This is a genomic window from uncultured Sunxiuqinia sp., from assembly GCF_947495665.1.
GTDB lineage: Bacteria > Bacteroidota > Bacteroidia > Bacteroidales > Prolixibacteraceae > Sunxiuqinia > Sunxiuqinia rutila.
This window is the reverse complement of the sequence record NZ_CANLZV010000003.1, coordinates 224,372-239,258: the sequence shown is the minus strand read 5'-3', so window position 1 is coordinate 239,258 and position 14,887 is coordinate 224,372. Positions and strand designations below refer to the sequence as shown.

The 14,887-nt window shown below is 39.6% G+C and carries 11 protein-coding genes; all 11 read right to left on the bottom strand.

All coding sequences use genetic code 11. The annotated features are described in order from the left end of the window. Positions 1 to 8: 8 nt before the first annotated feature. Positions 9 to 1,658: a glycoside hydrolase family protein gene (locus tag Q1A18_RS06090; protein WP_299578038.1), complete on the bottom strand. Its 1,650-nt coding sequence runs from the start codon at positions 1,656 to 1,658 to the stop codon at positions 9 to 11. A gap of 81 nt (positions 1,659 to 1,739) precedes the next feature. Then, the gene (locus tag Q1A18_RS06085; RefSeq protein ID WP_299578037.1) at positions 1,740 to 4,685 is read right to left on the bottom strand and encodes a glycoside hydrolase domain-containing protein; all 2,946 of its coding nucleotides are present in this window, start codon (positions 4,683 to 4,685) and stop codon (positions 1,740 to 1,742) included. Then, the gene (locus Q1A18_RS06080) at positions 4,682 to 6,976 is read right to left on the bottom strand and encodes a glycoside hydrolase family 95-like protein (protein WP_299578036.1); all 2,295 of its coding nucleotides are present in this window, start codon (positions 6,974 to 6,976) and stop codon (positions 4,682 to 4,684) included. The genes Q1A18_RS06085 and Q1A18_RS06080 overlap by 4 nt, the downstream gene beginning before the upstream one ends. A 26-nt stretch (positions 6,977 to 7,002) precedes the next feature. Continuing rightward, on the bottom strand, positions 7,003 to 8,388 hold the full coding sequence (locus Q1A18_RS06075; RefSeq protein ID WP_299578035.1) for a Gfo/Idh/MocA family oxidoreductase: 1,386 nt from the start codon (positions 8,386 to 8,388) through the stop codon (positions 7,003 to 7,005). 84 nt (positions 8,389 to 8,472) lie between these two features. After that, positions 8,473 to 11,469: a DUF5107 domain-containing protein gene (locus tag Q1A18_RS06070; protein ID WP_299578139.1), complete on the bottom strand. Its 2,997-nt coding sequence runs from the start codon at positions 11,467 to 11,469 to the stop codon at positions 8,473 to 8,475. A 294-nt stretch (positions 11,470 to 11,763) separates the two neighbouring features. Then, positions 11,764 to 12,159, bottom strand: coding sequence for a hypothetical protein (locus Q1A18_RS06065; protein WP_299578034.1), 396 nt, complete (start codon positions 12,157 to 12,159; stop codon positions 11,764 to 11,766). 141 nt (positions 12,160 to 12,300) lie between these two features. Further along, the gene (locus Q1A18_RS06060) at positions 12,301 to 12,894 is read right to left on the bottom strand and encodes an RNA polymerase sigma-70 factor (RefSeq protein WP_299578033.1); all 594 of its coding nucleotides are present in this window, start codon (positions 12,892 to 12,894) and stop codon (positions 12,301 to 12,303) included. A gap of 261 nt (positions 12,895 to 13,155) precedes the next feature. Continuing rightward, on the bottom strand, positions 13,156 to 13,269 hold the full coding sequence (locus Q1A18_RS19105; protein WP_363322883.1) for a hypothetical protein: 114 nt from the start codon (positions 13,267 to 13,269) through the stop codon (positions 13,156 to 13,158). Positions 13,270 to 13,339: 70 nt separating this feature from the next. Next, on the bottom strand, positions 13,340 to 14,224 hold the full coding sequence (locus Q1A18_RS06055; RefSeq protein ID WP_299578032.1) for a HipA domain-containing protein: 885 nt from the start codon (positions 14,222 to 14,224) through the stop codon (positions 13,340 to 13,342). A gap of 58 nt (positions 14,225 to 14,282) precedes the next feature. Continuing rightward, entirely contained in the window at positions 14,283 to 14,618 is a 336-nt protein-coding gene (locus Q1A18_RS06050) for a HipA N-terminal domain-containing protein (protein WP_299578031.1), read from the bottom strand. Continuing rightward, positions 14,615 to 14,824, bottom strand: coding sequence for a helix-turn-helix transcriptional regulator (locus Q1A18_RS06045; protein WP_299578030.1), 210 nt, complete (start codon positions 14,822 to 14,824; stop codon positions 14,615 to 14,617). The genes Q1A18_RS06050 and Q1A18_RS06045 overlap by 4 nt, the downstream gene beginning before the upstream one ends. Positions 14,825 to 14,887 lie beyond the last annotated feature (63 nt).

The window sequence follows — 14,887 nt, the reverse complement described above, 5'->3', positions numbered from 1 at the left end:
ATCGTTTTTTATTTAACTGTTAATTGGCCCGTAAGGCTTACCTCTCTTTGTCCGGGCTGAAGTATAACCACCCGAACATCCAAACATTCATTTTTAGCATAATCTATTGGCTTTTTGACCCTTACTATTCTTTTCTCAAAAGACTTCAAAGGTTCTATTTCGGTGTAGGCAAAGCGTTTCCAGTTGCCTTCCGTTTTCACTTCTATTTTTAATCCTGATTTTTCAGATTCAACCTGTCCAAAATTCTGAACCTCAATTTCAACACTTCCATTTTCACCGCTATTAATTTTGGGCAAACAAGCCGATAAGGCAGCTTGCAGATAATCTACTCCCGGTAATCGAGCATAACCAAAAAGCAATTTCCCCTTGGTGGTTTGTCCTATTAATTTGGCGGTGAAATTATCTTCCGTAATCCCATTTCCTGTTCCTTCAAAAGTTAATACCAAATCGTTACCCTCTTTTTCTGAATCCAATAATTTACATCCTTTCCCAAAATTAACTTCTTCAGGTGCTCCAAATCGTAACGAAATCAAATCGATGTCTTTATGTGGATTAAAGCCTTTTTCTGCCTCTACTTTAACCTTTATTGATTTTGTTGTTGCATCAATTGGTTCTTTATTTAAGATGGTAAGCAACCTGCCATAAGTTAAAGGAATTCCAATGTTTTTTGAGCTATGATTGTCGCCTCCCAAATCGTCCCATTTAATGGTATCGATTACTGCAAAATTAGCCTGAACGGCACGTCCGTATTTATCCTGCAACATTTTTATACGTTCGTATTTATACCAATCTACTTTGGTTCCATCTTCGTAAATAGCAATTCCGGTTTCATAAGCCTCTCCAGGGTCTAATTTCCAGTTTATACCATCTTTCGAGCGCATGTAATAGGCAATTCGTCCCTTCCAGTCGTGTACAATAGCATGGTATTGAATGTTTGTTTTCCACATTACCGGATCTTCATATTCTCCTTTATAAGGTGGGTAAATACTATTCTCGCTCACCAAATTATAGCCAGAAAGTCCATCTTCGCTGAACCATATACTTCCACCGCGACACAGCATTATGTACGAACCATCCTCGCGTTGTGCAAAAGTCAAGTTCGACAAGCCATCGGGGATTTTTCGATTGCGGGCATTAAATTCAAATTGGTGGTACTCCCATGGTCCATCAATTTTATCAGAATAATAGTAGCCTTGGTAAACATACAAAACATAGCCACCATTTTTTAAGCGGTATATTTCAGGATTATGCCCTTTTCCAATTACTTCTTTCACCTGAAATGGACCAAAACTGTTCTCACAAACGGCATGTACTACTTCGGAACGAGGCCATTCCATGTGTCCTTTTTTTGCATTTTCAGGCCAACGACAAACAAAAAGATGAAATTTATCATCATCGCCAACCAAAATATTCCCCCCCCAGTACGACCATTCTTTTTCCTCAATGCCATTATCCACATAACGAGGTATAACATCATCAGCCCCCCATGTTTCATCCGTTAATTCTCCAATTATCGGAATAGCTTGAAAGCGGTCTATAAAGCGTCCACCTTCTATCAGGTTTCCCCACTCTTTTGGGCGTTCGCGCTCGATTATTTGAGCCCACAATTGGATTGAAAAAAGTAGCGTTAGTAGCGTAGTAAGAATTCGATTTTTCATTTCCTATATCTTATGCATATATAAATCTATCTATTGATTCTCTTATGGCACCTACATTCCACACATGTTTTACTCGAAATATTATTCAACATAAATCAACCATCCTTTTCGTGCATCAACACTAATTTGCTCACCGTTTTTCCATTCTTTAGCCGATTGAAAATCTTCAATTTCAGGCGCAATAAGCGTTGCTCTATCCGCATTAATTCCCAGCTCTTTAAAATCTATTTTCAATGCAACCTTTTGAGTAGAATCGGAGAAATTACCAATGGACAATAATGTTTTTCCTTCTTTTTTATAAACCGTTACTTTTACATTTTGATTGTTGGTTGTTACAGGTACATCGGAATTCCAGAAGCCTGTCATTTTTGCTTCTTCTATTCCGAAATCATCCCAGATTTTCCAAATCGGACGCGGGTCGCAAATTATTCCATCAGTCATCCATGGATGGCGGACGGTCATTCCATAAAGCATTCCCAACCAACGGTTTCCTCCGCGGTGAAGCATGTCGCCCATTAAACCAAATGGGATTCCAGATACTTCGACAAACCAGTTTTCAGGTGGCATTTCATCGTAATGAAAACTCTCGCCAAACCACAATTTATCCAGGTATGGAAAAAATTCAGCGTATTGTGTTGCAGGTCCTTTTGAAAAACCGGTATTCGAATGCAAGTCTAGCATACAACCAGGTTTAGTATTGTCCAATACTTTACGAATTCGTTTTACCGTGCGACGGTCGTATGATACATCATCGAGATACAAGCCATCGATGTCGATATTTTCAACCATCCATTTCAAACCCTCAATGTAGTAATTGTACCAACGTGAATCGCCCGGGGCGTTAACTACAGATGCATCGGCACTTTTATCAGGAAACCACTGATACCACTGAGGACGGTAGCCATAAACAAGGTGTTCGCGCAACCAAGGGTATCCGCCACCACGACCATCACCCAGAATCTCATCACCCAAGCTACGCAGCGCCCACAACTCAGTAGTATAGTTGGTCAGTTCGCGGATGGTGTAGTAGATTTTTACTTTTTGCCCTTTCTCATGCATCCGATCCACAAACCATTTCATGGAATCGACCGCTACAAAAGGATAATTAATATGCGGATTGTAATTATTGGCATGGTGCAGGTTAACAATCTTGACACCACTCGCCAAGTCTTCATCCGATGGAATGGGGTTGCCTCCATTGTGGTAATATCGGTCGGTAAACTGGCTTTCATAGTCAATGTCTTTTACCGGTGTTATCAGAAACGACCATTCAAATTCTATTTCCTCTCCTTTTTGCAGCTTACGGTTGCCGGAGAAAACCTGTACGTTTACTTCACCATTTGCTTTTTTTATTTTAAAACCACCTTTGTTAGCGTTATACCATGATTCAGGGAAATCTGGTTTATAAAGGTTTAAAAGCGGACCATGATATTCACCCCCTCTTAGTTCGCACCAAATTCCGGCCTCTTCGTTTCCCATCCAAAAGCTATCGTGCGGACCATTCCACTTTGCCTTATGTTGTTGTGGCACTGTGGTTCCCGGCAAATCCATGCCCATCATGTATTTTGCCACTTGGCTTTTAAATGGTAACTCTAAACGAATGTCTTTTGCATCAACAGTATTCAGGGCTTTCAGTTTTAATTTGTAGTTAATAAACCCGTCAGATTCGATCGTTCCAAGCCCTTCTATTTTTATATTCTCGGAGGTGCTTTCCCATGAGCCAATCATTTTCCCTTGCGAATTTTTCACCAACTGCACATTTTGAGGTGCTGTGAAATTCTCCTTGCCTTTTTGAGTCTCCACCACAAAAGAAATGGGGCGGTTCAGAATTTCTGTTTCTTTTACCTTAAAGCTACCTGGAAATCCGCTTTCCGACACCTGCATTGTTTTCCCTGTAAAACCATAGGTTCTGTCACTCAAAACTGAAATTGGGTTGTAACCTTTAGTGGGTTGGTCATCGATACCAAGTGTTGAGTTTAACCAGCGAAGGCGAGAATGCCTCCATGCCTCGCTATCGCCGCGATCGCCTATAATTTCATCGGTAATTTTAATACTGATATTTATGCTTTGTGGCTCGGCATTTTCAGCAATAACATTTACTGTTCCTCTGTAGTTTCCACTTTTTATATTTTCAGGAATATCCACTCCGATCCAAAGCGGCTGAACATTTCCCTGCTTTAAATCCAATCGTTTTACAAAAGGCTTGCCGTAAGGTCCCACTCCCCCTGTATTAAAACAAGTCAGCTTCGAAATCGGAAGTTCAGTATCTCCATTTTTTAATGATGTAAACTCAACTTTTAGATCAGCTAAGTCCTTTTGTGCTGCAAAAACACCCAACTGAAAAGTGTAGTACTCATTTCTTTGTGCTTCTCCTTTAAAATTATTGGATGGGCCTTTTTTAATCCACCGCTGCGGAATTTCATCCAACATTCGAATGGGAAATAAGCGATCTTCAGGGAAAACCAGAAAATCATTACCATAAACTTTTAGCAACGAATCTTTTTCGGATTGAACTGCAATTACTTCCATAGGATAAAAACTATCGAATTCAGTTCTTGACTGGAATTCTTCAAATTCCGCTTTTGGAAGCGCAGAAAAATCAAATTTATCCGACCAGTTCTTTTCTGGTTCTAAATAGCCTTTATTGTAGAATCCATATTCTTCTTGAACAATATAAGGCAGGTAATAAAAGTAATACGTGCCCGTTTTTACTACTGGCCCAAAAACCAACTTGCAACGCTCATTATCCACATGAATACGTTTAATATTTTCAACTTTTTCGCCACTTTCGTGGATAATTATAAATTGCTTTTCATCAGGATTTCGATCGTGTCGACGCCAAACAATATCCATAGCTACGGCATCCGCAGCTTGGTTTATCTTAACTACAGCACGATGATTGCCAAGTGACTCTTCCCAAGGCCTATCGGCCACTGAATACAAAGAGTTTGTTTCAGGCTGACATGCAGTGAATAACAAAATCAGCGTAGTTGTCCAGATAGTCCAGATCGGTATTCTTAGTTTCATAAGTTGATTGATTTTAAATTAATGACTTCTCCTTCTTGCATTTCTATGACAATATTATCGCCCTCAAATTGATAGTTTTTATTCATTTCGAACTTGCCTGCGAATGGATTCTGCATCCTGAGAAGCCCACCCTTTTCAGAAACAATTTTCACATCCTGAACCAAACCGTTTGCTTTATTAGCCGAAATAACAAAAGCGCCATAAGTACGAAGTTGCTCAAAGCTTACATCATTCCAATCTTCGGGAATAGCTGGAAAAAGCTTTACAACACCTGTATGACTTTGTATCAACATCTCCTGAATACCGGAAGCGAAAGCGAAGTTGCCTTCGAGAGTAAACGGCCGATAGGTAAAGTTTGAATGACCCGCTTTACACTGGTCGCCATTTACATGGAACGAGTTTTTCAGGCAAAAACATTCGGCAAATATGCGCAGAACTTTAGCAGCATTTTCACCATCAAGGGCACGTGCATATAAATTTCCCTGCCAACTGAAAGAATACCCAGTCCAGGCACCTGATCCCTGCTTTTCAAGATTTTTTAGGGTATTTTCAATGATTGTTCTATCGCTTTCACCATTAGCCACATCCAACAATCCAAGCGGATGATAAGCCATTAAATGTGAAAAATGACGGTGCGACTCATCATATGGGAATCCCGGAGCGAACATTAATCCGTTTTCCTTATCAACGGTCAACTCTGGCCATTCTTTCAGGATTCCTTGCCACTGACTTGCTTCTTCCTGCAAACCCAATTCTTCAGCCATTTCTGTTGCTTTTTCATAGGTCCAGCGAATAAGTGCCAAATCGAAATTGGTGGTTTCGGCAAACCAAGCCTCTGCAGAATTATTGTATATTTCGGGACTTGAACTCATCTTCAGCTTTCGGGTGCCATCTTCGCTTTTTACCGAAACTTGACCGAGAAAAACAGCAACATCCTTAATCCAGGGATAAGCACGTTCTTTCAGAAAATCCCGATCCATTGAAAATTTCCAGTGCAGATAAAAATGGTGTGCCAGCCACGAAGCAACACTTTGTCCCATCGAATACTGAATCCAGCCTCCCATTGGTTCTCCTTCCAGAGTGGTAACTCCTGGTACATTCATTCCCTCTACTCCAAAATAATCTTTGGTATATTTTTTAAATGCAGGACGATATTTCCATAACCAGTTCAAAAAGCCCTCTTCCAAATTCAGGTAGTTTCCGGCATAAGCAGGCCAGTAACTCAATTGCGTATTTAAGTCGTGGTGAAAATCGCCTTTCCATGGTGGAAGTTTACCATGATCTGCAGTCCATACAGCCTGTAAGGAAATGGGTGGCGCATCCACACGGGCTGCTGCACCAAACTTATACATTTCAAGGTAATATTGTTTTTGCAACAATGAATCAGGAATACATACACTCGACTTCGACCAGTAATTTTCCCACCAGTTTAAATGCGTAGATAAAGAGTTATCCATACCGCGCTGAAATTCGGTCGAAACTACTTCGCTTGCCAAAGGAGTCTTCTCCCATCCTTCATTTTCTGAAGAAACCGACCAACAACCGGTTAGTTCTTTTTCTGTTGCTTCCCACGAAGTATGAATTTGGTATGCAAATTCTCCCCATCCTTTTTGATCGTATGTAAGTGAATTTTCTCCTTTTATTATTTCACCCTGCTCATACCCTAATTGGTTCAGGTCGTTACGCGACTGACTGGTATAACCTTCTTTATTCTCACGATTATAAGCCGGTGATATTAATTCTATATTTATTTGCTCAGGCAGGTTTTCAAATCTATACCAACCAACTGGTTTTTCGGCGTGTACAAAGGTGGTAAGTTTTGCCCCATTCAACCATTCTACAACACAAGTTGCCGATTTAAGATCGAGACTTACCTGCTTTATTTTTCCTAGTTCTTCAATGTCGAACTCCAAGGCCCCTGCAGGTATTTTAGATGGTGCCGGCAATTTATCGTAGGGTACATCGAATACCTTTTGTACTTCGTTGTATTTACCGGCTTTCCAATGCTCATAAACGTTTTGGAATTTCCATTTATTAAAGTCAATGTTTTGCATCGGGCGTAAATCCCAAAGATCGGCCCGATCTAGCGAGAAGCGTAGTTTGCCATCTTTTTGCCAAACCAGGTTGCCAACCATTCCATTTCCAAGAGGCATGGCTTCGTCCCAAACATCGGCTAATTCGTAAAAAATAAGATTGTTTCCTGAACAAGTCAACGATTTTTGCCCCAACTGTTTGGAACATGAAAAAAAGATAAAAACGAGAAATAAGCCAAGAAGAGTTTTTTGTATCATAACTAAGTTTTGTGTGTATTCTTAAACTACATTTTAATATATTTTAGAGCTCCACCTTCCAAACGCGATGCCTCAGCCTGGAATCCCATTAAATGACTTTCCATTGATGCCTGAATGGTTGATGTAAGCAAAGTAGGATCTTCGAAACTTACAGCACGCACAAAATCGTAAACTAAACCGTGATCGCCACCACCGTGGCCTGATTCAAATTTTTGAGCTTTACTGGCATCCCATGTTTGTTGTTTACCTGTCTCAGCATTGGTAACAATTATGTTTTTTTCATCACCAATAACATCTCCTTTAGTTCCAAAAATACGGGTTTTACGCCCCCCGTAATGAGTTAATGCTTCCATCGAAAATGCAACAGTAACCCCATTTTCAAATTCAAAATTGGTTATTTGATGATCAACCACATCATTGTCGCAACGATAGACACAACGTCCGTAAGGTCCGTTTTTTAATTCGCGTAATATCGTATGTTCGTTTACTTCCTCCAGATTCAGGTGCTGTAACCATACCCTTTTTCCCTTGTACAATTTTATGGCAGAATAAGGACAATCTCTTTCAACAGCACAATTGTTTGTACAGCGATCGGTAGAACCGTTGGGTGCCATTTCCTCTCGGAACAAAGTCAGCGAGCCAAAAGAAGAAACCTTTTTACTAGGTTTATTCACCAACCAACGCAAAATATCTGTGTCATGGCATGATTTTGAAAGAATCATCGGATTCGATTTTTTTGTATTTCCCCAATTCCCCCGAACAAAAGAGTGCGACATGTGAATTCGTTCTACAGGTTCAAGATGTTGTATACTTACCACTTCGCCAATTTCCTCGTCATCCAGAATCTCCTTAAGCTTCTTAAAATATGGCGTGTATCGCAATACATGACATACTGCAACAATCGAATTTTTCTGTTCTGCCAGTTTTAAAATGTCATTACATTCGTTCCATGTTTGAGCAATTACTTTTTCCAGCAAGAGATGATAACCAGCCTTTAAGCCAGCTATTGCAGGACCATAATGCAAATCGTCTGGTGTGGTGATAAACAAAGCATCTGCAAATTTGGGCACATTGAAAACATGCTCCCAAGTAATAAACTGATTCTCTTTAGGGATGTTATAAGCCCTTGAGATACGCTCGCGGCGATAAGGAACTGGTTCAGCAACACCAACCACCTTTAATTCCTTCGGAAACTTTAAGCCATACGAACTGTAGGCTCCCCAACCTCTACTTCCGGCACCAATAACAATAACCTTAAGTGGTTTATCCAGCTTTTTATCATTTACTTTATTAATAGGAATAAGATGGTTTTGCTTTTCGCCAGCTAAGACATTTGAAGCCAGTGGCGCTCCAACCGCTGCTAATCCTAACGATTTTAATAGGTTCCTTCTGTTCCAGTTTGATTCTGTCATGGTAATAATGTTATTTTGTGCAATACAGGCATAATGTATAAATCACGTTCTACTTCTTATACATTATAAAAAGAAAAGATTTAATTATTGATTAAGTTCTATTAGTAGGTAAAGCAGTAATTCAACGCGTTTATCTTTAAACTTTGTGTCGTAAGCCATCGTTGTGCCCGAATTGCCCAGAATCGCCTCTTCAATGTCTCCAACATTAGAAGCTCCCCGAAACTTTGCTTCTACCCACTTCAGATATCTACTTTCAGGATACTTTCTTAAAAAGCCAGAAAGCTTCAATTGGGCATCTTCTTCCCTGTTAGTCCGTTTCAACATCATTAACTGAAGGAATAAGCTAGAATTTTCTTCCTTAAAGTCGGGATGGTTGTAATCTGTTATTTTTAATGCAGTAGCTTTTGCCTTTTGCTTGTCTCCTTTGGCGTTGTAGGCTAAAAACAGAATGTAATCTTCAATTCTTTCATCCACATCGAAAGGTTTGCCCACTCCAAGATTCAGTGGCCATTTTTTTGCTTTTTGTGCCAGTTTGATGGCTTTATTATATTTTCCGCCATTTAATGCCCGCGCAGCTGAGCGGATGCATACCTCATTATACAAATCGCGACCTACAGTCGCTCCCTCAAAGGGTAAAAGCTCATAGTTCTCCAGAAAATAAGCGGCCTCCTCAAATTTCTCTTCACCACTTAAACATTGAGCGTAACACAATCCTATTGCCGACTGTTCGGGATGAGTTTGCAAGAATGGCTGGATGATTCTCTTTGCGGCTAAAGCCCTGTTATCCTTTAAATAAAAATTAGCTACCTCCAGAGCTGCCCTCCAACTTTCGGGTTCAAGCTCCAAGGCCATTTTTGCACATTGCAGCTTTTCTTCTATCGACTCCAACAACTTCACTTTTGCCAGATAAAAGGCCGCAAAATCAGGGTTGTTCTCACATAGCTCAAATTGCTGGACGGCTTTTTCAAGCAGTCCTTTGTTCCAATAAACAAGCCCAAGATAATAGTTGAGCTTCCAGTGACTGTGTGTGTTTAAAAACGATTCAATTAATTTTGCCGTTTGGGCACGATGCGGAAATACAAATTGAGCTGACTGCGATACCACTTTATCTAGGTAATTTTCCCTACCAGTGCCTTTCAAATGTGCTAACCACAGGTTCACAACCGGATTTTCAGGAGCGAGTTCCAATACTTTTATTGCTTCCTGTTTACACCCTTTCTCGTAATAAGAAATTGCCAGATCCAGATAGGATTCATGGGGTAGCTCATTGCTGATCCCTGACACAAAAAGCTTTTGGTCTTCCAGGTTTTCAGAAAGAAGAAAGGTCTCAAATTTCTGAAAATGGTTGGTTCCATCCAATTCTGCTATTGTTTTTAAAACTTCCTTTGCTCTTTCCTTATCCCCGGATTTCCGCTTAGAAAGTGCCAGTATTTTTAGTGCATCCAAATTATAGGCATTATAAGCCAGAGCCTTATTGGCATATTGTTCTGCCTTCGACCTGTTTTCTTCATTCAGAAATAAATTAGCTAGCTCAGTAGCTGCTGCAGAGCGAAAAGCAACTTTACCCATAGCAATTGAAAAACCGCTTTTGGCCAGTGTAATGTTACCACCCTCCCTGCAAATTAATCCAAGCAAATAATTCGCCTCTCCATCGTAGGTATCAATCGACAGCGCTTTATAAATTAACGCCAGAGCTTTTTTGTAATCCATCTGTCGGTAATAAGAAAGAGCGAGACGATTGATGGCCGGCAAAAAACCGGGATCTTCTTTCAATGCTTTTTCATAGTGCGTTTTTGCCCGGGTATACTCGCGTTGCTTTTCCAACTCTAATCCCTTGATAAATTGGCCGTATGCTGAATCCCAGTTAAAATTGTTATTGGGATATATTGGACGATCAACCAGTGTTTCATTTTTGTTGGATGAATAGCTAAGTTTATTATCTCCCAAAACAATTTTTATTTCATCACTTGGGTTAACATTTATTGAAGTTTCAAATAATTCCAACGGTTTTAATTCAATTCTTGCAGAAGAAAGAAGATCGCCATTTTTATACATATAAAGTTGGTCGTTTAATGGCTGCAAAGCACTTAAAACAACTTTCTGCTTTCTTTCATTTTTCAGTATGTTCAGCACTCCATATTCTGAAACAGCTTTCATTCCTTTGGTTCCTTTCAGGGGAAACCAGATTTCGTTCATAATATCGGCATCGTGAGGTACAAATTCTTTATGTTTAAATGGTGTTAAAGTACTACTATTGGCAGCTTGATTAAATAACTTCCCCGCCTGATATTCGATGTATTGTCCATCGGTGTCGGTCATTAAATCTTCCCAAATCATCCCTTCAGGTGCAAGTCCCCAAATCCAGAGTTTTTTCCCTGGTTTTTCATCAAAATTACCGTAATGTCCAAAGCCAAAATCTTCGTTATGCCAATATCCCCCGAAGAATTCGGAGTAAGAGTTCATTACATGGTATGATTTATAGCTTCCAAAATTGTTGTTTTTATACCAATTTATTTCACGATTATTATCGGTTGGCCAATTGCCGGTTTCTTCGCCATGTCCAATCCAGTTTTTACCAGGGTAAATAAATTCCAAATCATCCCCGGCTTTGGCGGCTGCATTCATCCAATGGTAATAGGTGCAAGGCAGTTCGGTGTTATTAAACCAGCTTGCCTTTGTTTCGAAGAAAGCTTTTCCCGGCGAAACTTTAATTTCTACGTTCCATTTGGTTCCCGATGGTAAATCGATTGCCCCGACCACACACGAAACGCTTCCGTCTTCATTTTCCATCGTAGCATAATCAACGGGAGTAGCGCAGGTTGGAATATGCCCGATATCTCCGAAATTATATTCCAGTCCACCAGATGTCCAAGCTCCCCGCATGGCGACATCTCTGAACTTAACGACATCATTGTAGTAGAGAAATTCTTTGCCAGTCGATTTTTCTATGGCTCCCCATATCTTTCCTCCAATCTCAGGACAAACAAACACTTTTATGTATTCGTTTTCCAATACAACCATTTTCCATTTTTGCTGAACGGCATGGTTCGTGTAACCATGAAAATAGAAATACGGATACATACGGTTTATTTCCGGCACCGGATTAGGATCGGAAAAGGGATAAGTTTTAAACTCAATTAGCTCTTCAGAAATTGTAGTTTGAGCATTTAAATTTCCGAACAAGGTCACTATAATAATAGTAATAACACAAAAAGTCTTCCTTATCATGATAACAGTTCTTATTTAAAAAACAGTAATTCAATCACTTAAAACAACTTCAAATCCACCCAACTTAACTCACAACATATCAACACCATAAAGCAAAATATTTATTAGTTTTTATTTAAAGAATTAGTTCTGGAGCCGGAAGGTGCTTCAATCTCTTATCTGGAAAACATGCTCAGCAGGGAGTAAAATTTCGGGTTGAATAAAATACGTATAGATTAGTAAAGTCAAAATTGGCATTAAAAGGAATACGGCTACTCTTGATAAAAATTGAGAAGCCCTTAGTTTTTCCGAAATCAAATAGCCCATTGTAGTATCTCTTTTCAAATTCGAATGGTTTAAATTTATGATATGATGAATTCGATCTAACCGCCTTCGCGCAGCTTCTGTATTCGAATTCTCAATAATATCATTCCAGTAGTTTTCAAATAATGATTTATTCTTTAAAGCTATTTTATAAGGTTTACCGAGACTCGCAAAAAATTTATCAATTTCTTTTGAGGTACATTGATCAGATACAAATTTATGAAGAAGTCTTTTGTCCATTTCTATTTTGATTTAGCTGACCAATTCATTCTCGCCTAGAAAAAAAGAATAAATAGATACAGGCTTTCGATAAGAATTTTCACTCTTACTAAGGGTTAGACGCAGCAAATTAAAAAACCACTAGTCCAATCGTGATTTTTTTTATAAAAAAAGATATAGGAAGAGAAGTAGTGACAAATAGGCTTCCCCTAAGTTCTCTTTAAGGTATTTGTGGGCTTTCACAATGTGATTTTCAACGGTATTCACTGAAATACCTAGGGTCTCAGCTATTTCTTTGTAAGAATAGTTTTTAAAATGTTTCATTTTAAAAACTTCACGCTGACGTGGTGGCAAGTTCTCTACCAGTAGGTTGAGTTTTTCATTAAATGCCTCTATATTCACCCCATCTAAAACTTCGGCTTCATCAATATCTATCTGAACCGACTTAACATACTCAATATACTCCGTATTCTTTGCTTTACTCCTCAAAAAGCTGACTGTAGTATTGTACGCTATTGAGAAAAGGTAGGAATCAAAAGATTCCGGGTTCCTTAACTTCTGCTTGTTCTCCCATACTTTAACAAATACCTCATGAACAAGATCTTCCGTGTCCGCTTTTGTTTTAACCAATGAAAATATAAATTTTTGAAGCTTATAATCGAATATGGAATAAATATTATCAAAAGCCTTCATATCACCATTGATAAATCGTACGATCAGCTCTCTATCAACTATATTTCCAATTTTTAGGGACATCGTAAAGATTAAATTGCGCAAGGATTTGCGCAAAGTAACAAAAAATAAATAACCAACTTTTATTCCCAATATATATTCTCCTAGAAAAATATTTGAAAGCCTCGCTTCTGAATCTGCTGCAGATAATCATGGAGTTCTTATTCTGATAATCTACTTGATGAAGTCTCCATTTGATATATCTTATTCATTCATCTTTATACAAAGCTTTAAAATTAACCAACATGAATAAGGGATTTCTTTGACACTTTATTTTTCACATTATCAATTATTCCAAAACTCAGCCAAGGCCTCGGCTTGTTGCAATACCGTATCGGTTGCCAGTTTTTGCAAATCAGGAAGGTAACCATATTGTCGCTGTGAATGCTTAACGATCACTTTAAGCTATTTCTTTACTGAATCTTTCACGGTTCAGTTAAATGCAATTTCGTCTTTGGCATCCATTGCTTCATCGCGTGGCAATCAGCCCCAATTGTTGGTATTTGGCTTGCAGCACTTCCCTGTAGCTTTGTTTCATCTCCTCCGAAAGAAAGGATTCGCTTATCCATGTTAGGGCTTTGGTGTGGTTTTTAACCATTCGCTTAAAGCTTCCCTTTATTTGCCGGTCGGTCAGTCCCATCCCCTCGCCCAGGAGTTCAAAGTGCTCACGATTCAATTTCTTCTTTTTACCACTTAATGTCAAGGCCGATTCTTCTTCATCCTCTGGAAGCACGATAGCCACATTCAGCAGATCATAAGCTGGAGCCAGTCCCCAGCCAAAAGGCTGTTTCAGCATCGAAAAATTCTTCAGGTGCATATCGTTATTTCCGGTGAGAAAAGAGAACAGGGCCAGCTCAAAGAAAAAGATTTTATCAAGTAAGGTATTCGCTGAATAACGATTCAAGGCTTTGCCTACCCGCTCCAAAGAACCTTTGTACTTGTCGAAAGCTTCCGTGATTTGAAACATATCCAACATATGTATTTTTTCGCCAGAATCGCTGCGATCAATTCGTTTGGTGATGTAGGATAATTCGCCGGAGGCCAGACGAACCAAGGAAGATGGAACCACTCTGATTCCAAATGCTTCGGCTATCCGCATGGTTACATGCTCATTTTCCGGCATCTCCGGAAAACGATCGGATGGCGGCTTAAAAATATATTGTCCTCCCAGGGCCCCAACAACCGTTAAGCGGCTATCTGTTTTGCCTTTCACGGCATTAACCAATGACATCGATAATTTGGGTTGAACTCCGGGCACTGCAATACTTCGTTCCACTACTGACTTGGCCAACTCACTCATCTGGTTAAGTGAATAGTCAATGACCGGGGGTGTTGGAGTTCTAAAAAAGTCCATCGAACATTTACGATGAAAATCCTGCTCCCCTTCAAGCGGCTGATAACAATACAAACATCTAGGCTTCATATTCTTCTGTTACGGGTACAACACTTACGGCTCCGATGCAATTTTGACAACACGCCAATAGCAGCCCCATGCGATCATTTTTATTGATTCGCCAGCTTTCTGACGCTATTTCAAGTAACCATCCTTCCGGAATAAGCCCCTCAAAAAACGGGAAAAGTCGGTTCTCACTGTATGCCTCCTCTCTTACCGGCATCGTAAAGGTGATGAATAAATCCGGGTGGGTTTTCACATATTCCGTTTCGTATTGGAATACATAGTCACCATCATCTGTCTCGGTTATCATTCCTGCCAGATACTCTCTATAATAGACCTTTCCACACCTCATGCTTTCAGTTCTTTGCTGTTAACCGGAGCCAGTTCATGTCCAAACATGCTGAGTACCAGGTTAACCTTATCCATATTCAAGTTTGTTTTCCCCTGCTCTATTTTTCGAATCACAGTCAGGGCAACTCCTGCACGTTCGGCAAACTCTTCCTGAGTCAGATTCACTTCCTTTCGCCTTTCTTTAACAAAGTCTGCAAGTTGTTTCATTACATGTATTTAGATATAATCTCAAACAAAGGTAGTCAATTATATGCAAAGAAATATAACACA